At 62.8% G+C, this 21341-nt stretch carries 22 protein-coding genes and 1 pseudogene; 17 read left to right on the top strand and 6 right to left on the bottom strand.

Going from position 1 to position 21341, the window contains the following annotated elements:
* Window positions 1–138: 138 nt before the first annotated feature.
* The 8 genes from HMPREF9710_RS10045 to HMPREF9710_RS10080 all read left to right on the top strand — a co-directional run bounded on the left by HMPREF9710_RS10045 (window position 139) and on the right by HMPREF9710_RS10080 (window position 8694).
* A complete protein-coding gene (locus HMPREF9710_RS10045) occupies window positions 139–1152 on the top strand; it encodes an IS110 family RNA-guided transposase (RefSeq protein ID WP_005664362.1) in 1014 nt (337 codons plus the stop codon).
* 125 nt (window positions 1153–1277) lie between these two features.
* Window positions 1278–2150 carry an acetyl-CoA carboxylase, carboxyltransferase subunit beta gene (accD, locus tag HMPREF9710_RS10050; protein ID WP_005666057.1) on the top strand — a complete coding sequence of 291 codons (873 nt, stop codon included), beginning with the start codon at window positions 1278–1280 and terminating at the stop codon, window positions 2148–2150.
* 79 nt (window positions 2151–2229) lie between these two features.
* Window positions 2230–3528: a bifunctional tetrahydrofolate synthase/dihydrofolate synthase gene (gene folC, locus HMPREF9710_RS10055; RefSeq protein WP_005666059.1), complete on the top strand. Its 1299-nt coding sequence runs from the start codon at window positions 2230–2232 to the stop codon at window positions 3526–3528.
* A gap of 27 nt (window positions 3529–3555) precedes the next feature.
* Window positions 3556–4521 (top strand): SPOR domain-containing protein, encoded by a 966-nt coding sequence (locus HMPREF9710_RS10060; RefSeq protein ID WP_005666061.1) that lies wholly within the window; start codon window positions 3556–3558, stop codon window positions 4519–4521.
* Between the two features lie 14 nt (window positions 4522–4535).
* Entirely contained in the window at window positions 4536–5024 is a 489-nt protein-coding gene (locus tag HMPREF9710_RS10065; protein ID WP_005666062.1) for a CvpA family protein, read from the top strand.
* Between the two features lie 64 nt (window positions 5025–5088).
* On the top strand, window positions 5089–6612 hold the full coding sequence (gene purF / locus HMPREF9710_RS10070) for an amidophosphoribosyltransferase (protein WP_005666063.1): 1524 nt from the start codon (window positions 5089–5091) through the stop codon (window positions 6610–6612).
* 3 nt (window positions 6613–6615) lie between these two features.
* The gene (locus tag HMPREF9710_RS10075) at window positions 6616–7857 is read left to right on the top strand and encodes a cystathionine gamma-synthase family protein (protein ID WP_005666064.1); all 1242 of its coding nucleotides are present in this window, start codon (window positions 6616–6618) and stop codon (window positions 7855–7857) included.
* 120 nt (window positions 7858–7977) lie between these two features.
* Complete coding sequence (locus HMPREF9710_RS10080; RefSeq protein ID WP_005666066.1) at window positions 7978–8694, top strand: tetratricopeptide repeat protein; 717 nt, start codon at window positions 7978–7980, stop codon at window positions 8692–8694.
* Window positions 8695–8741: 47 nt separating this feature from the next.
* Here HMPREF9710_RS10080 and lexA read toward each other — a convergent pair whose 3' ends face one another.
* The gene (gene lexA / locus HMPREF9710_RS10085) at window positions 8742–9371 is read right to left on the bottom strand and encodes a transcriptional repressor LexA (RefSeq protein WP_005666067.1); all 630 of its coding nucleotides are present in this window, start codon (window positions 9369–9371) and stop codon (window positions 8742–8744) included.
* A gap of 284 nt (window positions 9372–9655) precedes the next feature.
* Here lexA and rpsF point away from each other — a divergent pair, with 284 nt between their 5' ends.
* The 7 genes from rpsF to HMPREF9710_RS10120 all read left to right on the top strand — a co-directional run bounded on the left by rpsF (window position 9656) and on the right by HMPREF9710_RS10120 (window position 14449).
* Window positions 9656–10048, top strand: coding sequence for a 30S ribosomal protein S6 (rpsF, locus tag HMPREF9710_RS10090; RefSeq protein WP_005666068.1), 393 nt, complete (start codon window positions 9656–9658; stop codon window positions 10046–10048).
* Window positions 10049–10089: 41 nt separating this feature from the next.
* Window positions 10090–10380, top strand: a complete 291-nt coding sequence (gene priB, locus HMPREF9710_RS10095; RefSeq protein WP_005666070.1) for a primosomal replication protein N — start codon at window positions 10090–10092, stop codon at window positions 10378–10380.
* 30 nt (window positions 10381–10410) lie between these two features.
* Window positions 10411–10701, top strand: coding sequence for a 30S ribosomal protein S18 (rpsR, locus tag HMPREF9710_RS10100; protein WP_005666071.1), 291 nt, complete (start codon window positions 10411–10413; stop codon window positions 10699–10701).
* Between the two features lie 38 nt (window positions 10702–10739).
* The gene (rplI, locus tag HMPREF9710_RS10105) at window positions 10740–11192 is read left to right on the top strand and encodes a 50S ribosomal protein L9 (protein ID WP_005666073.1); all 453 of its coding nucleotides are present in this window, start codon (window positions 10740–10742) and stop codon (window positions 11190–11192) included.
* A gap of 109 nt (window positions 11193–11301) precedes the next feature.
* Window positions 11302–12699, top strand: coding sequence for a replicative DNA helicase (locus tag HMPREF9710_RS10110; RefSeq protein WP_005666075.1), 1398 nt, complete (start codon window positions 11302–11304; stop codon window positions 12697–12699).
* A 90-nt stretch (window positions 12700–12789) separates the two neighbouring features.
* Window positions 12790–13416, top strand: coding sequence for a DUF47 domain-containing protein (locus tag HMPREF9710_RS10115; RefSeq protein WP_005666076.1), 627 nt, complete (start codon window positions 12790–12792; stop codon window positions 13414–13416).
* Between the two features lie 22 nt (window positions 13417–13438).
* On the top strand, window positions 13439–14449 hold the full coding sequence (locus HMPREF9710_RS10120; protein ID WP_005666078.1) for an inorganic phosphate transporter: 1011 nt from the start codon (window positions 13439–13441) through the stop codon (window positions 14447–14449).
* Window positions 14450–14513: 64 nt separating this feature from the next.
* Here the strand turns inward: HMPREF9710_RS10120 and HMPREF9710_RS10125 are convergent, their stop codons facing one another.
* The 5 genes and pseudogenes from HMPREF9710_RS10125 to HMPREF9710_RS10145 form a co-directional block, all read right to left on the bottom strand.
* A complete protein-coding gene (locus HMPREF9710_RS10125) occupies window positions 14514–15404 on the bottom strand; it encodes an MBL fold metallo-hydrolase (RefSeq protein ID WP_005666079.1) in 891 nt (296 codons plus the stop codon).
* Window positions 15405–15513: 109 nt separating this feature from the next.
* A pseudogene (locus HMPREF9710_RS10130) lies at window positions 15514–16786 on the bottom strand (RNA polymerase sigma factor).
* A complete protein-coding gene (locus tag HMPREF9710_RS10135; RefSeq protein ID WP_005666082.1) occupies window positions 16783–17199 on the bottom strand; it encodes a VOC family protein in 417 nt (138 codons plus the stop codon). The pseudogene HMPREF9710_RS10130 and the gene HMPREF9710_RS10135 overlap by 4 nt, the downstream one beginning before the upstream one ends.
* A 12-nt stretch (window positions 17200–17211) precedes the next feature.
* Window positions 17212–17622 carry a YciI family protein gene (locus HMPREF9710_RS10140; protein WP_005666084.1) on the bottom strand — a complete coding sequence of 137 codons (411 nt, stop codon included), beginning with the start codon at window positions 17620–17622 and terminating at the stop codon, window positions 17212–17214.
* A 111-nt stretch (window positions 17623–17733) separates the two neighbouring features.
* A complete protein-coding gene (locus HMPREF9710_RS10145) occupies window positions 17734–18090 on the bottom strand; it encodes a YciI family protein (RefSeq protein WP_005666085.1) in 357 nt (118 codons plus the stop codon).
* Window positions 18091–18500: 410 nt separating this feature from the next.
* On the opposite strand from HMPREF9710_RS10145, the gene HMPREF9710_RS10150 reads away from it, so the two are divergent.
* Window positions 18501–20033, top strand: coding sequence for an MBOAT family O-acyltransferase (locus HMPREF9710_RS10150; protein ID WP_005666087.1), 1533 nt, complete (start codon window positions 18501–18503; stop codon window positions 20031–20033).
* An 8-nt stretch (window positions 20034–20041) separates the two neighbouring features.
* On the top strand, window positions 20042–21334 hold the full coding sequence (locus tag HMPREF9710_RS10155) for a hypothetical protein (protein WP_005666088.1): 1293 nt from the start codon (window positions 20042–20044) through the stop codon (window positions 21332–21334).
* The last annotated feature ends 7 nt before the right edge of the window (window positions 21335–21341 follow it).

Here is a 21341-nt window from a genome sequence, read left to right on the forward strand (position 1 = left end):
CGGAGTGATGCCGAACGACTCGAGTGCCGTTGAGCACGTGGGTCAGATAGGTGCCTCTGCCCGTTTCATTTTGTTAGTCCGAACGGTATCTTGGGCCATCGCACACGGCGTGGAGCCCGCATACGAGAGAGGCCAAAAATGAACACGACACGTAATGACGTGCTGGGAATCGATGTCAGCAAGAAGAAGCTAGACTTGGCCTTGCTGATCAATGGGAAGTTGAAGGCGAAGGTATTCGATAACACATCCGCAGGGCATCGTGCGCTGGTGGAGTGGTTACGTGACTCCAAAGCATCGCTGGCGACGCTGCACATCTGTATGGAGGCGACAGGTGTGTACTACGAGGCGATCGCCACGACGCTCCACGCTGAGGGATTCAAGGTCAGCGTGGTTAATCCAGCCTGTATCAAGGGCTTTGGATCGGGCGAGAACATCCGCAACAAGAATGACGAAATCGACGCTGCCTTGATCGCGCGTTATTGCGCGGCGATGAATCCGGAGCCTTGGGTTGCGCCGCCGCTTGAGCAGCGCCAGCTGCGTGCATGGACCTTGCGCGTGCAGTCCCTGAAGGACATTCGGCAGCAGGAACAGAACCGCATAGAAGCGCACATCGTGGCAGGCTTACAAGACGTTGCCGACAACGTCGCTGAGCACATCAAATGGCTTGATGCCGAGATTCGAAAGCTGCAGGATGATATCGACGATCACATTGATCGCCATCCAGGATTGAAGAACGATGCCGCACTCATCGCCAGTATCCCTGGGCTGGGGATGACGACGGTTGCCCGCATACTTGGCCATCTTGGCGACATTCGTCGCTTCAAAAACGCGAAAGCCTTCGCTGCCTTCCTGGGCGTCACACCCAAACAGCGAACCTCGGGCACGTCGCTCAAAGGCCGCACAATGCTCTGCAAAACCGGCAGCACATCGCTACGGGCAGCGCTTTTCATGCCCAGTATGGTCGCACGCCGACACAATCCAATCCTGCATCAATTCGCCGAACGCCTATTAGCGAACGGCATGGCCAAGCGAGCAGTGATCAGCGCTGTTACCCATAAGCTAGCGCATCTGATCTACGGCGTCGTTCGAACCGGCAAGCCATTTGACGCCAATTACCTTCACAAAAACCTTGCAATCCAAGACGGTATCTGACCCTGCTTTGCGGGCGGGAAGGTGGGGATGTCAAACAGGCAATTGGCAGCTTGCTACGATTCGACAAGCCGGGCTTGAGCGGCTACACTACCGCCACCTGAAAGATTTGCCGCAAAGGAGAGAACATGAGTTGGTTGGAAAAGCTGCTGCCCCCTCGGATCCAGCGCTCCGATGCCGCTAACCGCAAGACCATGCCGGAAGGCCTCTGGGTCAAGTGCCCGTCGTGCGAGTCGGTGCTGTACCGTGCGGACATCGAGTCCAATCTGCACGTGTGCCCGAAGTGCGACCACCATATGCGCATCCGCGCCCGCGACCGCCTCGACGCCCTGCTCGATGAAGGCGGCCGCTACGATATCGGCCAGGAGACCCTGCCGGTCGATACGCTGAAGTTCAAGGACAGCAAGAAGTATCCGGATCGCCTGAAGGCGGCCATGGACGCCACCGGCGAAACCGATGCGCTGATCGTGCAGGGCGGTTCGATCATGAGCCTGCCGGTCGTCGTCGCCTGCTTCGAATTCGAATTCATGGGCGGTTCGATGGGTTCCGTCGTTGGCGAGCGTTTCGTGCGCGGCGCGCAAGTGGCGCTCGAGCAGAGAGTGCCGTTCATCTGCATTACCGCCACCGGCGGCGCCCGCATGCAGGAAGGCTTGCTGTCGCTGATGCAGATGGCCAAGACCACCGCCATGCTGACCAAGCTGTCCGAAAAGAAGCTGCCGTTCATTAGCGTGCTGACCGACCCGACCATGGGCGGCGTCTCGGCCTCGTTCGCCTTCATGGGCGACGTCGTCATCGCCGAACCGAAGGCCCTGATCGGCTTCGCTGGTCCGCGCGTGATCGAGAACACCGTGCGCGAGAAATTGCCAGAAGGTTTCCAACGCGCCGAGTTCCTGGTCACCAAGGGCGCCGTCGACATGATCGTCGACCGCCGCAAGATGCGCGAAGAAATCGCGCGCCTGCTGGCCCTGCTGCAAAACCAGGCGACCGAAGTCCTGGCCTGATAGACACAAGGGCGACTTCGGTCGCCCTTTCAGCTTGTGCGCCCGCGCAGGGCCGCCGAGCACATCGATCGTATTCACCATGTCCCCACTTCCCACCACCTTGCCCGATTGGCTGGCCCTGCTCGAGTCGCGCCATGCCGAAACCCATATCGACATGGGCCTGGACCGCGTGCGCGCCGTCAAGGAGCGCTTGCAGCTGGCCTTCGATTGCCCGGTGATCATGGTCGCCGGCACCAATGGCAAGGGTTCCACCTGCGCGATGCTCGAATCGGTGCTGCTGCAGTCCGGCTACCGTGTCGGCCTCTACATCAAGCCGCACTTCCTCGACTTCAACGAGCGCGCCCGCATCAACGGCGAGATGGCATCCGATGAGGCGCTCGTGGGCGCCTTCAACGCGGTCGAAGCCGCCCGCGCCGGCACCGACCTGACGTATTTCGAATTCACCACCCTGGCCATCGCCCACCTGATCTCGAAGAGCGGCGTCGACGTCGCCATCCTCGAAGTCGGCCTGGGCGGACGCCTGGACGCGGTCAACGTCATCGACGCCGACGTTTCCATCGTCACCAGCATCGATATCGACCACACGGCCTACCTGGGCGATACGCGCGAGCAGATCGGCTTCGAGAAGGCCGGTATCTTCCGTCCTGGCAAGCCGGCGATCTGCAGCGACCCGGTGCCGCCGCAATCGCTGATCGACCATGCCGAGAAAATCGGCGCCGACCTGTGGCTGCTCGGCCGCGACTTCAACTACCAGGGCGACCAGCAGCAGTGGAGCTATGGCGGCCGCGGCCAGCGCCGCAACTCGCTGGCCTATCCGGCCCTGCGCGGCGCCAACCAGCTGCTCAACGCCTCGGCCGCGCTGGCCGCGCTCGAGGCGCTGCGCATGCAGCTGCCGTGCGGCGCCCAGGAAACCCGCGCCGGCCTGGCCCTGGTCGAACTGCCGGGCCGGTTCCAGGTGCTGCCGGGCCGTCCGACCCAGGTGCTGGACGTCGCCCACAATCCCCACGCCGCCGCCACCCTGGCCCAGAACCTGGGCAATATGGGCTTCCACCGCTTCACGTACGCCGTGTTCGGCATCATGGACGACAAGGACATCGAGGCGGTGATCGCGCCGATGGCCGGCTTGATCGATCACTGGTGCGTGACCGGGCTCGATTCGCCGCGCTCGGCCGAGCCGGAAGCGCTGGCCGACAAGCTGCGCGAACTGAAGCCGGCCGGCGCCAAGGATGACGATTTTTCTGTGAGCAGTTTCGCAACGCCAGCCGAGGCCTATGCGAATGCGCTGAGCCGGGCAGGGGAGAATGATAGAATTGTGGTCTTTGGCTCTTTCTACACGGTTGCAGGCGTCATGGCGGCGCGTAAATCGAGTCTTCACTGACCTTCTTCACCCTATTACCTGAACCACATGGGCTTGTTCTCGTTCGGCAATAAAAACAAGCAAGAAACTGTCCGGGACAGCGGGCACTTCGTCAAGGACGACGACGCCGCTTATACCGAGCGCGCCCGCTCCAAGCGTGCAAGTTCCGCGGGCGAGGCGGGTCGCCGCACCAGCCGCGGCGACCCGATCCTGCCCGAAAAGAAGCGCGCCCGCCGCCGCCTCGTCGGCGCCATCGCGCTGGTCCTGGCGGCCGTCGTCGCGCTGCCGATGCTGCTCGATTCCGAGCCCAAGCCGTTGGCCACCGACATCGCCATCCACATCCCGGACAAGGACAAGGCAGCGCCGCTGCCGGTGCCGTCCGAGCAGGTGGCGCCGATGGCCAGCGTCGACAGCGACGAAGAGATCATCGAGCCGGCGCCTGCGGCCACCGGCCCTGCGGCCGGTGTCCCCGCAACCGACGCCCGCGTGACGGCCCCGGCGGCCAACGATCCGCCGCCGATGCGCATGCTGGAACAGGCCGAGCCGCCGAAACCGGAGCCAAAACCCGAGCCGAAGCCCGAACCGGTGAAGCCGAAGGCCGAACCGAAGCCCGAGCCGGTGAAGCCCGAGCCGAAGCCGGAACCGAAACCCGAGAAGAAACCCGAGCCAGCGAAGAAACCGGCCGAGACCCATCCGAAGGCCGAGCAGGTCGCCAAGCCCGCGCCGAAGGACGACGCCGCGCGCGCCATGGCCATCCTCGAAGGCAAGCCGGCCGAGCCGCAGAAGGCGCAAGGCCCGGCGCCGCGCTTCGTGGTGCAGGTCGCCGCCCTGGCCAGCCAGGAAAAGGTCACGGAATTGCAGGAGCGCCTGCGCGGCGCCGGTATCGCGTCGTTCACCCAGAAGTCGGGCGAACTGATCCGTGTGCGGATCGGTCCGTTCAGCAAGGAAGAAGCCGAGAAAGTGCGCGCCAAGCTGGGCGGCATCGGCCTGTCCGGCACCATGGTGCCGCTCTGATCTTGCTCTGAAGCGTGACGATTTTCGATTACCTGGTGCTGTTCGTGCTGATCGCTTCCGTCGTCATCAGCACCCTGCGCGGCCTGGTCAAGGAAATCCTGTCGCTGCTGGGCTGGATCGTCGCCTTCGTGGTGGCCAATGCCTATGGCGCCGGGCTCGCGCCGCTGCTGCCGGAAGTGATTCCCGGCGACACGGCGCGCCTGATCGTGGCCTTCATCGCGCTGTTCCTGGGCGTGCGTATCCTGATGGGCCTGCTGTCGCTGGCGATCGGCGCCCTGGTGGAAGCCACCGGGCTCTCGCTGGCGGACCGCGGCCTCGGGGGATTGTTTGGATTGGCGCGCGGCGTTGTAATCGTGCTGGCCGGCGTCATATTGTGTGGGATGACGGACATTCCGAAGCAGGCATTCTGGCAAGAGGCCCTGTTGTCGCCGATCGCCGAGACCGGCGCCCGTACCGTCAAGCCCTTCCTGCCCGCTGCCATGGCGCAGCACGTGAATTTTTGACCAGCATTCCTCAGTCGTAGAACTTTTTTCTGTAATCAAGCACTCAAGCTTTTAGGAGCACACCATGTGTGGCATCGTCGGCGTCGTCTCTCACTCTCCCGTCAACCAGTTGCTGTATGACGCATTGCTGCTGCTGCAGCACCGCGGCCAGGATGCGGCGGGCATTGCGACCAATCACAGCAGCATGTTCTCGATGTTCAAGGCCAACGGCCTGGTCCGGGACGTGTTCCGCACCCGCAATATGCGTTCGTTGTCGGGCAACAGCGGCATCGGCCACTGCCGCTACCCGACCGCCGGTTCGTCGAGCGAGGAAGAAGCGCAGCCGTTCTACGTCAATGCGCCGTTCGGCATCACGCTGGCCCACAACGGCAACCTGACCAACCAGGCCCAGCTGAAGGACGAGCTGTTCCGCAACGACCGCCGCCACATCAACACCGATTCCGACTCCGAAGTGCTGCTCAACGTGCTGGCCCACGAGATGCAGGAAGCGGCCGACGGCTATACGCTCGACGCCGATGCGGTGTTCAAGGCGGTCGCCGCCGTGCACCGCCGCGTGCGCGGCGCCTACGCCGTGGTGGCGCAGATATCGGGCCACGGCATGCTGGCCTTCCGCGATCCGTTCGGCATCCGCCCGCTGTGCCTGGGCGTCAACGAGACCGAGCAGGGCAACGAGTACCTGGTGGCCAGCGAATCGGTCGCCCTGGAGGGCCTGGGCTTCCGTTTCGTGCGCGACATCGCGCCGGGCGAAGCGGTCTTCATCGACGAAAACAACCAGCTGCACGAGCGCCAGTGCGCCGAGAACCCGTCGCTCAACCCGTGCGCCTTCGAGTTCGTCTACCTGGCCCGTCCGGATTCCGTGATCGACGGCGCCTCGGTGTACGCCACCCGCCTGCGCATGGGCGAGTACCTGGCCGACAAGGTCAGCAAGGAGATCCCGGTCGACGAGATCGACGTGGTGATGCCGATCCCCGATTCCTCGCGCCCGGCCGCGATCCAGCTGGCATTGAAGCTCGGCGTCGAATACCGCGAAGGCTTCATCAAGAACCGCTACATCGGCCGCACCTTCATCATGCCGGGCCAGGGCATGCGCAAGAAATCGGTGCGCCAGAAACTGAACGCGATTAGCTCCGAGTTCAAGGACAAGAACGTGCTGCTGGTCGACGATTCGATCGTGCGCGGCACCACCAGCCGCGAGATCGTGCAGATGGCGCGCGAAGCCGGCGCCCGCAAGGTGTTCTTCGCCTCGGCCGCGCCGCCGGTGCTGTACCCGAACGTGTACGGCATCGACATGCCGACCCGCGACGAGCTGATCGCCCATGGCCGCACGGTCGAGGAAGTGTGCCGCGAGATCACGGCCGACCGCGTGGTGTACCAGGACGTCGACGCGCTCAAGCGCGCGATCTCGGACGTCAATCCGGCGCTGAAGAACTTCGAGGCCTCGTGTTTCGACGGCGTCTACGTCACCGGCGACGTGACCCCCGAATACCTGGACCGCCAGGAATCGGCGCGTCACAATCCGAAGTCGAAGGACGCCGAGGACAAGGTGCGCACCCAGCTCAACCTGAATCCGCCGGTGGCGGCCGAGTAAACCATGTCGGATAACAAGCACTACGGTTTCACGACCACCATCCTGCACAACGATCGCCGCAAGACGATCGAGCAGGGTTCGCTGCACAAGCCGGTGCACACCTCGGTCGCCTTCGGCTATGCCGATGCGCGCCAGCTGGCGTCGGTATTCCAGGGCAAGGAGCCGGGCTTTCGCTACGGCCGCCAGGGCAACCCGACGGTGTCGGCCCTGGAAGACAAGATCAGCAGGATGGAAGACGGCGTCGCCACCCTGTGCTTCGGCACCGGCATGGCGGCGATCGGCGCGCTGTTCCAGGCGCTCCTGAAAGCCGGCGACCACATCGTCTCGTCGAGCTTCCTGTTCGGGAACACCAACAGCCTGTGGCAGACGGTGGCGGGGCAGGGCGTCGACGTCGCTTTCGTCGACGCCACCGACGTGGCCCGGGTGGAAGCGGCGCTGCAACCGAACACCCGTATGGTGTTCGTCGAGACCATCGCCAATCCGCGCACGCAGGTGGCGGACCTGGCCCGCATCGGCGAACTGTGCCGCGCGCGCGGCATCCTGTACGTGGTCGACAACACGATGACCACGCCCTGGCTGTTCCGTCCGAGGGACGTGCATGCCGGGCTGGTGGTCAATTCGCTGACCAAGTCGATCGGCGGCCACGGCATCGCGCTGGGCGGCGCGCTGACCGACACGGGCCTGTTCGACTGGGCCGCGTATCCGAACATCGCCCAGAACTTCAGAAAGCAGACAGCAAGTGCGCAAGGCATGGCGCAGCTGCGGGCCAAGGCGCTGCGCGACTTTGGCGCCGCGCTGGGGCCGGAAGCGGCGCACCACATCGCGGTCGGCGCCGAGACGCTGGCCCTGCGCATGGAGCGCACCTGCGCCAATGCGCTGGCGCTGGCGACGATGCTCGAAGCCGATGACCGGGTCGCCGCCGTGCATTATCCGGGCCTGGCCTCGCACCCGCAGCACGCGATCGTCGAGACCCTGTTTCGCTCCGGCGGCTCGCTCTTGAGCTTCGAGCTGAAGGACGAGATCGACCCGTTCGACTACCTGAACCGCCTCAAGTTGGCGATCCCGGCCTCGAACCTGGGCGACAACCGCACCCTGGTGATTCCGGTGGCGCACACGATCTTCTTCGAGATGGGCCCCGAGCGGCGCGCCAGCATGGGCATCGCGGAAGGCCTGATCCGGGTGTCGGTGGGCATCGAGGACACCGCCGACCTGGTCGGCGACTTCCGCCAGGCGCTGGATGCGTAAAGCCAGGTAAAACTGTCCTGATCGGGCCGGCAAATGCCGGCCTCGTCATTTTTGCGGTTGAGCCCAGCCGTAAAACACGGCTATCATGGACTTTTACCAGCCCAGCCTTACGGTATGCCCATGAAACGAATCCTGTCCTGCCTGTTCCTCGCGGTGTCCTTCGCAAGCGGTGGCGCCGCCTTCGCCGGCGAACTCGAGGATGCCAACGCCCTGTTCGAGAAGAAGGACTATGCGGGCGCGCTCAAGCTGTACACCAAGCTGGCCAATGCCGGCAATCCACAGGCCCAGCAGCAGCTGGGCCAGATGTACTGGTATGGCGAAGCCGGCGCGGTCGACGAGGCAAAGGCGAAGGAGTGGTTCGAAAAGTCGGCCGCCAAGGGCAACAAGGTCGCCGCCGACTCGCTCGTGATCATGCAGCAGCGCGTCCTTCGCCGCGCCGAGATCGACTACTGGATCAAGGGCTACGATGGCGCCGAGCTGCAGTCGGGCGAATACCGCTGCCCGTCGCCGCGCATCCCGGCGGTGTCGAAGATCAATGAAGAGATCGAGCGCGTGAACAACGCCGTGACCAGCTGGCAGGATTGCTACAACAAGATGGTGACCAACCTGAACGCGCAGTCGCCGCTGACCAAGCGCATCCCGCCCGACATCGCCAAGCTGATGAACAAGCAGGAAACCGAGGCCTCGACCGCCTATCTGGAGGCGGTGCGCCAGAACATCGCCGAGGGAGCGAAAGTCAATTCGAAGATGGTATTGGCCGATTTCGCCGCCTGGCGCAGCGCGACCGAGGCCTTCGTGGACCAGCATAATGCGGTGGTCAACAAGGCCAAGCAATAATAGTGAATGCCGGCCCGCAGGCCGGCGTGCTCAAGAGGTGAAGCCGATCAGTTCCAGCTGCGCATCAACCCAACCGCCAGTCCCTCGAGCGCAAACTCTTCGTCGGGCGTGACTTCGATGACCTTGAAGTCGGGGTTCTCGGGCAGCAGTTCGACCAGGTCGCCGGTCTTGCGGTAGCGCTTGACGGTGACTTCCTCGCCCAGGCGGGCGACGACGATCTGGCCGTTCTTGGCGCTGTCGATTTTCTTGACCGCCAAAAAGTCGCCATCCATGATGCCGGCGTCGCGCATCGACCAGCCTTTTACCTTGAGCAAGAAGTCGGGCCGCGCCGCGAACATCGCGGTGTCGACGTTATAGGTCGCTTCGACGTGTTCTTGCGCCAGGATCGGATTGCCGGCGGCGACGCGACCGACCAGCGGCAGCGACATCAGGGAAGGTGGCGGCATCGGGATCTGCTCGACGCTGGCGCCGACCAGGCGGATGCCGCGCGAAGTGCCCGGCGAAATCTCGATCGCGCCCTTGCGCGCCAGGGCTTGCAGGTGTTCTTCGGCCGCATTGGCCGAACGGAAGCCCAGTTCGGCCGCGATTTCGGCCCGGGTCGGAGGGAAACCCGTGTTCTCGATCGCTTCCTTGATCAGGTTAAGGATCTGTTCTTGCCTTGCAGTGAGCTTGAGCATAAATAATCTTGCAGCAACGGGTTGTAGAGGTAGACTGTATTTTTGTACAGTATTCTGCTATACGCAAGTGATATACACGAAAAAGCGCAAAAAAAGCGCGCACAAGACAAAAAACAGGGCGTCCATGGGCCTAATTGTCGAGTGAGCGCGGCGCCGCGATGGGGCGCGTGACAGCCAAGTTCCCTTTTTGCCCATTTCACGCTATACTAGCTGGCTGTTCCCTTCCCACACTCGTCTTGACGCCGAGGTGGGCATTTATGTAAAACGTCCTCAAGGAGTAATGCATGCGTCATTATGAAATCGTTTTTATCGTCCATCCGGACCAGAGCGAGCAAGTCCCGGCGATGATCGAGCGTTACAAGACCACGGTGACCAGCCGCGGCGGTAACATCCATCGCGTGGAAGACTGGGGCCGCCGCCAGATGGCTTACCAGATCCAGAAGCTGCCAAAGGCTCACTACATCTGCCTGAACATCGAGTGCGACAACGAGACCCTGGTCGAGCTGGAAACCGCATTCAAGTTCAATGATGCCGTTCTGCGTCATCTGACCGTCAAGATGAAGAAAGCAGAAACCGCACCGTCGCCGATGATGAAATCGGTGCAGCGCGAAGACGCAGCCAAGAGCCACCGTGCAGAAGCAGCCGCTCCTGCAGCTGCCCCGGCCGCCGCTGCCTAAGATTTTTTCCAGGAATTCGTAGCAAGCAGTAGTAGAACCGGGTGAACCAGCTCCAGCTCGTGGCGACCATCGCCGAGCGTGATGTCCTGCGCTACACCCCGGCCGGCGTGCCGATCGTTTCAGCCGTCCTGATGCACAGTTCGCATCAGCGCGAGGCGGGGATCGATCGCCTGGTCGAGTTCGAAGTTCCCGCGTTCGCCGCGGGCGAGATTTCGGGCAGGTTCGGAAACGCCGAGCTCGGCGCCAGCTACCGCTTCGATGGATTCCTCGCACGAAAAAATCGCAACAGCAAAGCCCTGGTGTTTCACATCATTGATTTCAGTGCCGCCTAGTTCGGCAATTTAGATATACAGGAGCCTCAAATGGCATTCGGTAAAAAGTTCGACAAAAACAAAGCCAAAGAAAAACTGAAGCGCAAGCAGCAGAACCCGCTGTTCAAGCGCAAGAAATTCTGCCGCTTCACCGCCGCCGGCGTTGAGCAGGTCGACTACAAAGACGTCGATACCCTGAAGGACTTCGTCCAGGAAAACGGCAAGATCATGCCAGCACGTCTGACCGGCACCAAGGCGCACTACCAGCGTCAGGTCGACACCGCCATCAAGCGCGCCCGCTACCTGGCGCTGCTGCCGTACACCGACCTGCACCACGGTTAATCGTCGGTCACGACAGTCAGATATCCTGGAGATAAAACATGCAAGTTATTCTGTTGGAAAAAGTTATCAACGTCGGCAACCTGGGCGACGTCGTCAAAGTCAAGGATGGTTACGCACGTAACTTCCTGATCCCACAAAAGATGGCACGCCGCGCTACCGCGTCGGCAGTGGCCGAGTTCGAAGCCAAGCGCGCCGAACTGGAAAAAGCAGCCGCCGAGAAACTGGCAGCCGCCCAAGCCCAAGGCGACAAGCTGAGCGGCCTGACCGTCACCATCGGCCAGAAGGCCGGCGTCGACGGCCGTCTGTTCGGTTCGGTCACCAACGCGGACATCGCTGAAGCGCTGACCAAGCAGGGCTTCCCGGTCGAAAAAGCTGCCGTTCGCCTGCCGAACGGCCCGCTGAAGACCACCGGCGAATTCCCGGTTGCAGTCGCCCTGCACACCGACGTCGTGTCGGAAATCACCATCGCTGTCGTGGGCGAAGCTGCCTAAGCGAATGCTGAACTGAAGTAAAAGCAGCACACGAAAAAGCCGGGTTCTCCCGGCTTTTTTGCTTTTGAAACTCACCAATTATGACAGCCGTGTGACAGGAGAAGGTATAATGCCGCCCATGAACGCAGCACCCTCAGACCCGCAGATCGAAGCCCTGCGCATTCCCCCGCACTCCATCGAAGCAGAGCAGTCCGTCATCGGCGGCCTGCTGCGCGATAATGCCGCCTGGGACCGCATCGCCGACTTCATGCATGCGGAAGACTTCTACCGTTACGATCACCGCATCATCTTCGAACAGATGGTTCGCCTGATCAACGCCGGCAAGCCGGCCGACGTGATCACGGTCTATGAAGCCTGCAACCAGCTCGGCAAGGCCGAGGAAGTGGGTGGCCTGCAATACCTGAACGCGATGGCGCAGAACACGCCGTCGGCCGCCAATATCCGCCGCTACGCCGAGATCGTGCGCGACCGCGGCATCCTGCGCCAGCTGATCACCGTCGCCGACGAGATTTCCGGCAATGCCTTCAATCCGCAGGGCAAGGAAGTCAAGCAGATGCTCGACGAAGCGGAATCGCGGATCTTCGCCATCGCCGAGCAGGGCGCCCGTGGCGCCCAGGGCTGGCTGGCGGTGCAGCCGCTGCTGACCCAGGTGGTCGAGCGCATCGACGAACTGTACTCGCGCGAAAACCAGGGCGAGATCACCGGCGTGCCGACCGGCTTCATCGACCTCGACCGCATGACCTCCGGCCTGCAGCCGGGCGACCTGGTCATCGTCGCCGGCCGTCCATCGATGGGCAAGACCGCGTTCTCGGTGAACATCGGCGAGAACGTCGCGATCGAGGCCGGCCTGCCGGTCGCCGTGTTCTCGATGGAGATGGGCGGCGCCCAGCTGGCCATGCGTATGCTCGGCTCGGTCGGCCAGCTCGACCAGCACCGCCTGCGTACCGGCCGCCTGCACGACGAGGACTGGCCGCGCCTGACGCACGCCATCCAGAAGATGAACGATGCCCAGCTGTACATCGACGAAACCCCCGCATTGAACCCGATCGAGATGCGCGCGCGGGCACGCCGCCTGGCGCGCCAGTGCGGCAAGCTCGGCCTGATCATCGTCGACTACCTGCAGCTGATGCAGGGTTCGAAGCCGGGCGACAACCGCGCCTCCGAGATTTCCGAGATCTCGCGCTCGCTCAAGGGCCTGGCGAAGGAACTGCAGTGCCCCGTGATCGCGCTGTCGCAGCTGAACCGCTCGCTGGAACAACGCCCCAACAAACGTCCCGTGATGTCCGACCTGCGCGAATCCGGCGCTATCGAACAGGATGCGGACGTGATCATCTTCCTGTACCGCGACGAAGTCTATAACCCGGATTCGCCTGACAAAGGCACCGCCGAGATCATCATCGGCAAGCAGCGTAATGGCCCGATCGGGGCGATTCGTCTGACCTGGATTGGCCAATACACCAAATTTGGCAATTACAGCGGCAACCTGTCTATCTACCAGGGCGACTAAGCCGCATACCGCGGCCAGCGTCACGCCGCATACCATGCCGTCGCTTTTCCCGGAGCGTCGGCAATACCGAGAGAAAAACGGAGAAAAACAATGTTTGGACGCTTTTTGCCTAAAGAAGGCAATTTCTTTGAACTGTTCAACCAGCACGCGGCCTTGTGCGTGAAGGGTGCCCATGAAATGGTCGGCCTGATGACCAATTTCGACGATCTGGAAACCCGTACCCATGCGGTCGAAACGATCGAAAAACAGGCCGACAAGATCACCTACGCCACGGTCGACCTGCTGCACAAGACCTTCATCACTCCGCTCGACCGCGACGACATCCACAAGCTGATCACGCGCATGGACGACATCCTGGACATGATGGAAGACGCGGCCCAGACCGTGTCGCTGTACGACCTGCATGCGGTGACGCCGGAGGCGAAACGCCTGGCCGAGCTGTGCCTGTCGTGCTGCCTGAAGGTGCAGGAAGCGGTCTCGATGCTGCACGATATGGACAATGCGCCAAAGATCGTCGCCATCTGCGAAGAGATCGACCGCTTCGAGTCGGACGCCGACCACGTGATGCGCGCCGCCATGTCCAAGCTGTTCCGCGACGAACCGGACGTGCGCAACCTGATCAAGATGAAGGCGATCTACGAGATCCTGGAAACCGTGACCGACCGCTGCGAAGACGTGGCCAACATCATCGAAGGCATCATCGTCGAAAACGCGTAAGCGTCGTTCGAGCGAAACAACCATGGATACTGTTAACATCAGCATTTATGTGCTGGGCATGCTGGTGGTGCTGGCACTCATCTTCGACTTCATGAACGGCTTCCACGACTCGGCGAACTCGATCGCCACCGTCGTGTCGACCGGCGTCCTGAAGCCGCAGCATGCCGTCGCGATGGCCGCCTTCTTCAACTTCATCGCGATCTTCGTGGTCAACATGAAGGTCGCGCAGACCATCGGCAAGGGCACCATCGACCCGAGCGTGGTCGATCACTATGTCATCTTCGGCGCCCTGGTCGGCGCGATTTCCTGGAACCTGATCACCTGGTACTACGGCATCCCGTCCTCGTCCTCGCACGCCCTGATCGGCGGCCTGGTGGGCGCCGCGGTGGCCAAGGCCGGCACCGGCTCGCTGATCTCCGGCGGCCTGCTCAAGACCGTCGCCTTCATCGTCGTCGCGCCGCTGCTGGGCTTCGTGCTCGGTTCGGTCATCATGCTGATCGTGGCCTGGGTCTTCGTGAAGGCGACGCCGCGCAAGGTCGACGGCCTGTTCCGTAAACTGCAGCTGGTCTCGGCCGCGGCCTACTCGCTGGGCCACGGCGGCAACGATGCACAAAAAACCATGGGCATCATCTGGATGCTGCTGATCGCCGCCGGTTATGTCAGCGCCAACGACGCCCATCCGCCGGCCTGGGTCATCATCTCGTGCTACGCCGCGATCGCCTTCGGCACGCTGTTCGGCGGCTGGCGCATCGTCAAGACCATGGGCCAGAAGATCACCAAGCTCAAGCCGGTGGGCGGCTTCTGCGCCGAGACCGGCGGCGCGATGACGCTCCTGATGTCGAGCGCCTTCGGCATTCCGGTGTCGACCACCCACACCATCACCGGCGCGATCGTCGGCGTGGGCGCCGCGCAGAAGGCCTCGGCCGTGCGCTGGGGCGTGGCCGGCAACATCGTATGGGCCTGGATCTTCACCATTCCGGCATCGGCGTTCATCGCCGCGGTGGCGTGGTGGATCGGCACCCACATCATGTGACAAGCGCTGGGCGCAACGAAAAAGCGGAGCTGAATGGCTCCGCTTTTTTTACGCCTTGCGCGATCTACCCGAGATCGACTTCCAGTCCCTCGTAGGCGAGGAAGACCTGCAAGCCATCCAGCCGCCCCTCGTAGCGCGCCATCACCCCGGCAAACACCGCTTCCAGTTCGTCGTCCCCGCGCGTCGGTTCGTGATGCGTGCAATAGAGCGTGCGCGCGCCCACCCGCAGCGCCATGTCGAACGCGCCGTCGAAGGTGCCGTGGCCCCAGCCGAGCTTGGACGGGTATTCCTCGCGCGTGTAGGAGCAGTCGACGATCAGGGCGTCCACGCCGCGCATGACGGCGTCCATGCGGCGTTCGCGCTCGCGCAGCTGCTCTTCGCAGGCGGCGTGCCCGGCGCTCCCGGCCGGGTGCGGGTTGGGCCAGGGCTCGTGGTCGCCGGTGAAGAACAGCGACTTGCCGTTGCAGTCGATGCGGTAGCCGAGGTTGAGCACCGGATGGTTCATCGCCACGTTCGACACCACGGCGTCGTGCAGCGCGATCGGCACGCCGACATCGAGCGTGCGGTAGTCGAGGGTGGCGCTCATCTGCGCTTCGCCGACAGGGAAATAACTGTTCTGCAGCTGCGCGTTCATCACGTGCTCGATGCCGTGGCCCGTGATTTCGTCGTGGGCGCCGTGCAGGCGCACCCGGTTGCCCTTGACGAACAGCGGCGCGAAGAAGGGCAGGCCGTGGATGTGGTCCCAGTGGCTGTGGGTGATGAAGATATTGGCCGCCACCGGCCCTTGCTGGACCAGGTGCTGGGCCAGCGGGAACAGCCCGGTGCCGCCGTCCAGGATCAGGAGGGCGCCGGCGTCGGTGCGCACCTCGATGCAGGTGGTGTTGCCGCCGTAGCGCGCGGTGCGCGGACCCGGCGAAGGGATCGATCCACGCACTCCCCAGAACCGGAATTTCATTGCTGCTCTCCCGTCACGATCACTTGAGTTTTATTCTATCCAGCCTCGATCATAGCGGTATGTATCCTTCCGGCATAGACATCAATTAACGCGCAGTATTTGTTCAGGATCAGGCATCGGACGCATCGCGCACCCGCGCCAGCAGCAGTTCGCGCTCGGCCGCATTGGCGGCGAGCGCGGCCGCGCGCGCGAATTCGGCGCGGGCTTCCGGCCGGCGGCCGAGCTTGAACAGCAGGTCGCCGCGCACACTCGGCAGCCAGTGGTAGCCGTCCAGCCGGCCATCCGCAAGCAGCCGGTCGGCCAGCGCCAGGCCGGCCGCGGGGCCGTCGGCCATGCCCACCGCCACCGCGCGGTTGAGCTCGACGACGGGGGAGGGCTGGACCACGGCCAGTTCGCCGTACAGGTCGGCGATGCGGCGCCAGTCGGTCAGCCCGGCACGGTGGGCGCGCGCGTGGCAGGCGGCGATCTCGGCCTGCAGCACATAGGAAGCACGCGGGGCGCCAATGCGCGCGGCGCGCTCGAGGGCGGCCAGGCCGCGCCGCACCAGCACGCCGTCCCAGCGCGCGCGGTCCTGGTCGAGCAGCAGCACCGGCCGCCCGGCCGCGTCCAGGCGCGCCGCCATGCGCGACGCCTGCAGTTCCATCAGCGCCACCAGGCCATGCACCTCGGGTTCGTTCGGCGCCAGCTCGGCCAGGATGCGGCCCAGGCGCAGCGCCTCGTCGACCAGGGCCGGGCGCATCCAGTCGTCCCCCGCCGTGGCGGTATAGCCTTCGTTGAAGATCAGGTAGACCGCCTCCAGCACGGCGCCCAGGCGCTGGCCCAGCTCGGCAGGCGGCGGCAGTTCGAACGGCACCTTCGCCTCGCCCAGGGTGCGCTTGGCGCGCACGATGCGCTGGGCCATGGTGCTCTCTGGCACCAGGAAGGCGCGCGATCTCGGCGGTGGCCAGGCCGCCGAGCAGCTTGAGCGTCAGGGCCAGGCGCGCGTCGAGCGACAGCACCGGGTGGCAGGCGGTGAACATCAGGCGCAGCAGGTCGTCCTTGACCACGTCGTTGCGCCGGGCGTCGAGGTCGTCCACGAAATCCGGCACTGTCAGGGCCTCCTGGGCCTCGAGGTCGAGGCCGATCTGTTCCAGTTTCTGGCGCAGGCTGCGGTCGCGCCGCAGCAGGTCGAAGGCGCCGTTGCGCGCGGCCGTGAGCAGCCAGGCGCCGGGACGGTCGGGGATGCCGTCGTGCGGCCAGCGCTCCAGCGCCGCCACCAGGGCGTCCTGGGCCAGCTCCTCGGCCAGCCCGACGTCGCGCACGATGCGCGCGACGCTGCCGACGATGCGGCCGGATTCGATCCGCCACGCCGCCGCGATGATGTCCTCGACCCTGGCCGTCATTGCCCTTCGCTCGGCGGCATGCTTTCCATATAAGCGAGTTCCCAGATATGGCCATCGGGATCCTCGAAGGCATGCTGGTACATGAAGCCATGGTCCTGCGCCTCGCGCGGAATGCTGCCGCCGGCCGCCACCGCCCTAGCCACCATATCGTCGACGGCGGCGCGGCTGTCGCGCGACAGGCACAGCAGCACTTCGGTGCTGGTGCGGGCGTCGGCAATCTTCTTGTTGATGAAGGTCTGGAAGAAGGGCTCGGCCAGCAGCATCACATAGATGTGGTCGTGGCTGACGATCATGCAGGCGGCGTTGTCGTCGCTGAACTGGGGGTTGAACTCAAAGCCGAGGGCGGCAAAGAAGGACCTGCTGCGTTCGAGGTCCTTGACCGGGAGGTTGACGTAGATTTGCTGGTTGGCCATCGTGCTTGCTCCTTATGTGGTGGTGGACAGCTTGCGCATGCGTTCGATCGCTGCCGAAGGGGGAAAATCCTCCAGTTCGTAGAGCGGCCTGACCTCGATCTGGGCCTCGGCGCCGGGTCCGCGCGGATTGGGGAAGCGGCGGCTCCATTCCATCGCTTCTTCGCGCGAGCGGACCTGGATCATCGTGTAGCCGGCGACCAGCTCCTTGGTCTCGGCGAAGGGACCGTCGATGACGCGGCGTTGCTCGCCATCGTAGTGGATACGCCAGCCCTGGCTGCTGGGCTTGAGGCCGGCGCCGTCGAGCAGTACCCCGGCTTCGGCCAGTTGCCGGTTGTACTCGCCCATCGCTGCAAACATCCATTCGTCGGGCATGACGCCGGCTTCGCAGTCGGCGTTGGCCTTGACGATGATCATGAAACGCATGTCGTTCTCCTGTTGTTGTCGAAAAAGACCCGGATCCGGATCCTTCATCGATGACGACGAACGGCCATCGCCGTTTTCGACATCGGCGACGACGAATCATGCAATTTTTTTCTAACGCATAAAGCAGGGCGCCAGCGCGCGCACCTCGACCGTGGCCCACTCGGCAGCCGGACACTCGGCGGCCAGGGCGACCGCCTCGTCGCGTGAATCGACGTCGACCATGAAGAATCCGCCCACCATTTCCTTGGCCTCGGCGAACGGCCCATCGATGAGGCGCGCCTTGCCGGCCGGGACGGTCACCCGGACGGCGCTGTCCGTCGATGCGAGCGATTCGGCCGCCAGCAACAGGCCGCGTTCCTTCAGGTCCTCGCCCCAGCGGATCATGCGCTCGTAGACTGCGCGTCCTTCGACATCGCTGCGGGTGGCGCGCTGGCCGATTGGCTCGTGAATGAGCAGCATGTGGGGCATGGGCTCTCTCCTTCAGTGTGATGGTTCAGCTGATTTTACTAAGGAAACCACGATTATTGTCATCCGAGCAGGGAGTACCAAGCGCCAGGACTGTCGAAAAGGCAGTATCAATTGACGAATTTCATGAAATCTTTGGAATGTTAATTATAAAATAAAAAAATTGACCTCTAACATATTGAGTAATTGATTGAATGTTTCTTATGAAAGTTTGACATTTGGCTGTACCATCCATCCAACAACTAAAAATAAATTAAATTAAAATTGTTGCAATAATAAAAGCTTGAATTTATTCTTGGCGGATTGTCCTAGGTGTATGACTCCCGAAGCTACTCTATCCGGAAGTTTTTGCATTATTAATCATCGCCTGTCTACCGGCGGGGAGTTTAAAGCCATCGGTTTGACTTACTAGCATGCTCTTCAACTCCTTCACCTTCTTTTTCCTTTTTTTGCCGATAACGCTATTCGGCTATTTTGCAATCGCCCGCATCAGCCATGTGAAGGCAGCCGTCTGGCTGGCCGCGGCGTCGCTGGTGTTCTACGGAGGGTGGAGTCTCGCCTACATTCCTTTGTTGCTGGGCTCGATACTATTCAACTATTGGGCGGGACAGCGAATCGGCGCCGCAGTGGGGGCGAGCCGCAAATGCTGGCTGACATTCGCTATCGCTGCGGATCTGGCGCTGCTCGCCTATTTCAAATACGCCGACTTCTTTATATCCGGTGTTAACCTTGCTGCTTCGACGGAGTTTCCACAATTAAACATTGTGCTCCCGATCGGAATCTCATTTTACACATTCACGCAAATCGCCTACCTCGTTGATACCTATCAGGGCAAAGTACGTGAGGGGCGTTTTATCCATTATCTGCTGTTTATCACTTATTTCCCGCACCTGATCGCCGGCCCAGTCTTGCACCATGCAGAGATGATGCCGCAGTTCGACCGACCGAGCAGTTACCGGTTTTCGCACCGTAACCTGGCGATCGGACTGAGTATTTTCATCATCGGGCTGGCCAAGAAAGTGCTGATTGCCGACAGCCTCGCGCCGCACGCGAGCTTCCTGTTCGACCAGTCCGACCAATTTTCCCTGCTGCTGGCATGGGGCGGGGTGCTGGCCTACGCGTTCCAGCTGTACTTCGACTTTTCCGGATACTCGGACATGGCGATCGGCATTTCGCTCATGTTCGGCATCCGCTTGCCCCTGAATTTCGACTCGCCCTACAAGGCCGTCAACATCATCGATTTCTGGCGCCGCTGGCACATGACCCTCTCGCGCTTTCTTCGCGATTATCTGTATATCCCGCTCGGAGGAAACCGTAAGGGACCGGTGCGTCGCTATATCAACCTTGCCCTCACCATGGTTCTCGGCGGCTTGTGGCATGGCGCCGGGCTGAACTTCGTCGTGTGGGGAGCTTTGCACGGAATCTACCTGGTGCTCAATCACGGATGGCAGGCGCTGGCGCAAGCGATCCGTTTTCCACGCACATCGCGCGTCTGGCGGGTCGCGAGTATTGCACTCACATTCATCTGCGTGTGTGTGGCCTGGGTGTTTTTCCGCGCCACCGATTTCAACAAGGCGGCGCTCATCCTGCAAGGGATGTCAGGACAGTACGGCGTCGGCCTGCCGGCCTCGATCGGCGCCGGACTTGGCGGGCTCACGCCATTACTCGAGCGTGCCGGCGTCGACTTCTACCTGGGCGGCGGTGCGCGCTTCCTCGGCACCTGGGGCTGGGTCGTGATCGCCGGAGCAATCGCCTTCCTGTGCCCCAACACGCAGCAGATCATGCGCCATTACGAGTCCCGTCCGACTGACGCCATCAAGGGTCGCCTGGCTGTCTGGATGACATGGCAGCCCTCCCGGCGCTGGGGTGTGTATCTCGGCGCGATCCTTCTCGGCAGCCTGCTGTCGCTTAGCCGGCCAACAGAATTCCTTTACTTCCAGTTCTAGGTGCATCCATGAATAGAGCACAGGATTTTGTCGTGGATGCGTCTGCGGGCAGCGCGGCTCTCCATCATGTTGCGGACGATGGCGGGCACCTCTTTGTACGCTTCATGGCATGCGGCGCCGGCGTGGTCGCCGCCGGGATAGCGCTCGTGCTGGCGTGTACCGTGCTGGTCGACCCGTATCGCCTATTCGGACTAGCCGAGATCGACGGCATCAATCGCATCAAGCCGCAGCCGGAACGTTACCGGGAAGAGATCAAGCTGGCGCACGCTCGTGCGGTCCAGCCGAATATGCTGTTCTTCGGTAATTCGCGTACTGAAATCGGGTTCGATCCCGACAGTCCGATACTCCGGGAGCGAGGACTTTCCGCGTACAACATGGGATTGGCGGGTACCCGGCTGGCGGCTTCGCAGCGAATGCTCGACGATGCGCGCGACTCGATGCCGGCGCCGGCCATGGCGATCGTCGGCGTCGAGTTCCTCGACTTTCTCGTCGATGCATCGGCCTTGCCACTACCCGCGCCGGCGGCGGAACACGGTTTCCAGAGCATGCCGTGGCAATGGCGCTTCGATACCGTGTTTTCGCTGAACGCCCTGGCCGACTCGTTCGCGACCCTGCGCATTCAGGACGTTCCCGAGGCCCAGGTCATGTCGCATCGCGGCCATAACCCGCTGCGCGAATACCATGGGTTTGCACGCAAGGAGGGATATTTCTCGATCTTCCAGCAGCGCGCACAGGAAAATGCCAAGAATCTGGCGGCCCGGCCGCGCGATCTGTTTTTGCCCGGCGCGGCCGACTCGGACAGCACCGAGCGCCTGCGCGCGATGCTCGACAGGATGGCGCGCGAAAGTACCGAAGTGCATGTGGTCATCTATCCCTACCATGCCCAACTGATGGCGATGTTTGAGGCAGCAGGCCTGCAGGGCGCGCTGGAAGAGTGGAAACGGCTGCTCGTGCGCGAAACCGACATGGCGCGTGCACGCCACGACGGCACGCGCATCACAGTCTGGGATTTCAGCGGCTATGGCCCGATCCAGTGCGAGCGCATTCCTTCAGCGGGGGACCGGCGCAGCACCACCCAATGGTATTGGGAGGGCGGGCACTTCAAATCGACGCTTGGCGAACTGATGCTGCGGCGAATGCTTGGGGGGGGCACGGATGCCGGTTTTCTCCTGACGGCCACGACCCTGGAGCAGAACGCGCAGCGCGTCGCTGCCGAGCGCGCGCAGTGCGCCGGCATGTATCCGGAAGTATTCGCCAGCGCGCAGAACCTGGTCATCAGGGCGCGCAAGCAACTGCGCTGACTTTCTG

Origin of the sequence: Massilia timonae CCUG 45783 (assembly GCF_000315425.1) — a bacterium.
GTDB lineage: Bacteria > Pseudomonadota > Gammaproteobacteria > Burkholderiales > Burkholderiaceae_D > Telluria > Telluria timonae.

Bases quoted from the DNA above. Each gene is read 5' to 3' on its own strand.
- HMPREF9710_RS10120 (WP_005666078.1), top strand. From the start codon at position 13,439: ATGGATACTGTTAACATCAGCATTTATGTGCTGGGCATGCTGGTGGTG.
- HMPREF9710_RS10045 (WP_005664362.1), top strand. From the start codon at position 139: ATGAACACGACACGTAATGACGTGCTGGGAATCGATGTCAGCAAGAAG.
- rplI (WP_005666073.1), top strand. From the start codon at position 10,740: ATGCAAGTTATTCTGTTGGAAAAAGTTATCAACGTCGGCAACCTGGGC.
- HMPREF9710_RS10135 (WP_005666082.1), bottom strand. From the start codon at position 17,199: ATGGCCAACCAGCAAATCTACGTCAACCTCCCGGTCAAGGACCTCGAA.
- HMPREF9710_RS10110 (WP_005666075.1), top strand. From the start codon at position 11,302: ATGCCGCCCATGAACGCAGCACCCTCAGACCCGCAGATCGAAGCCCTG.
- HMPREF9710_RS10060 (WP_005666061.1), top strand. From the start codon at position 3,556: ATGGGCTTGTTCTCGTTCGGCAATAAAAACAAGCAAGAAACTGTCCGG.
- HMPREF9710_RS10125 (WP_005666079.1), bottom strand. From the start codon at position 15,404: ATGAAATTCCGGTTCTGGGGAGTGCGTGGATCGATCCCTTCGCCGGGT.
- accD (WP_005666057.1), top strand. From the start codon at position 1,278: ATGAGTTGGTTGGAAAAGCTGCTGCCCCCTCGGATCCAGCGCTCCGAT.
- purF (WP_005666063.1), top strand. From the start codon at position 5,089: ATGTGTGGCATCGTCGGCGTCGTCTCTCACTCTCCCGTCAACCAGTTG.
- HMPREF9710_RS10150 (WP_005666087.1), top strand. From the start codon at position 18,501: ATGCTCTTCAACTCCTTCACCTTCTTTTTCCTTTTTTTGCCGATAACG.
- rpsR (WP_005666071.1), top strand. From the start codon at position 10,411: ATGGCATTCGGTAAAAAGTTCGACAAAAACAAAGCCAAAGAAAAACTG.
- rpsF (WP_005666068.1), top strand. From the start codon at position 9,656: ATGCGTCATTATGAAATCGTTTTTATCGTCCATCCGGACCAGAGCGAG.
- HMPREF9710_RS10080 (WP_005666066.1), top strand. From the start codon at position 7,978: ATGAAACGAATCCTGTCCTGCCTGTTCCTCGCGGTGTCCTTCGCAAGC.
- HMPREF9710_RS10115 (WP_005666076.1), top strand. From the start codon at position 12,790: ATGTTTGGACGCTTTTTGCCTAAAGAAGGCAATTTCTTTGAACTGTTC.
- folC (WP_005666059.1), top strand. From the start codon at position 2,230: ATGTCCCCACTTCCCACCACCTTGCCCGATTGGCTGGCCCTGCTCGAG.
- HMPREF9710_RS10140 (WP_005666084.1), bottom strand. From the start codon at position 17,622: ATGCGTTTCATGATCATCGTCAAGGCCAACGCCGACTGCGAAGCCGGC.
- HMPREF9710_RS10145 (WP_005666085.1), bottom strand. From the start codon at position 18,090: ATGCCCCACATGCTGCTCATTCACGAGCCAATCGGCCAGCGCGCCACC.
- lexA (WP_005666067.1), bottom strand. From the start codon at position 9,371: ATGCTCAAGCTCACTGCAAGGCAAGAACAGATCCTTAACCTGATCAAG.
- HMPREF9710_RS10075 (WP_005666064.1), top strand. From the start codon at position 6,616: ATGTCGGATAACAAGCACTACGGTTTCACGACCACCATCCTGCACAAC.
- HMPREF9710_RS10155 (WP_005666088.1), top strand. From the start codon at position 20,042: ATGAATAGAGCACAGGATTTTGTCGTGGATGCGTCTGCGGGCAGCGCG.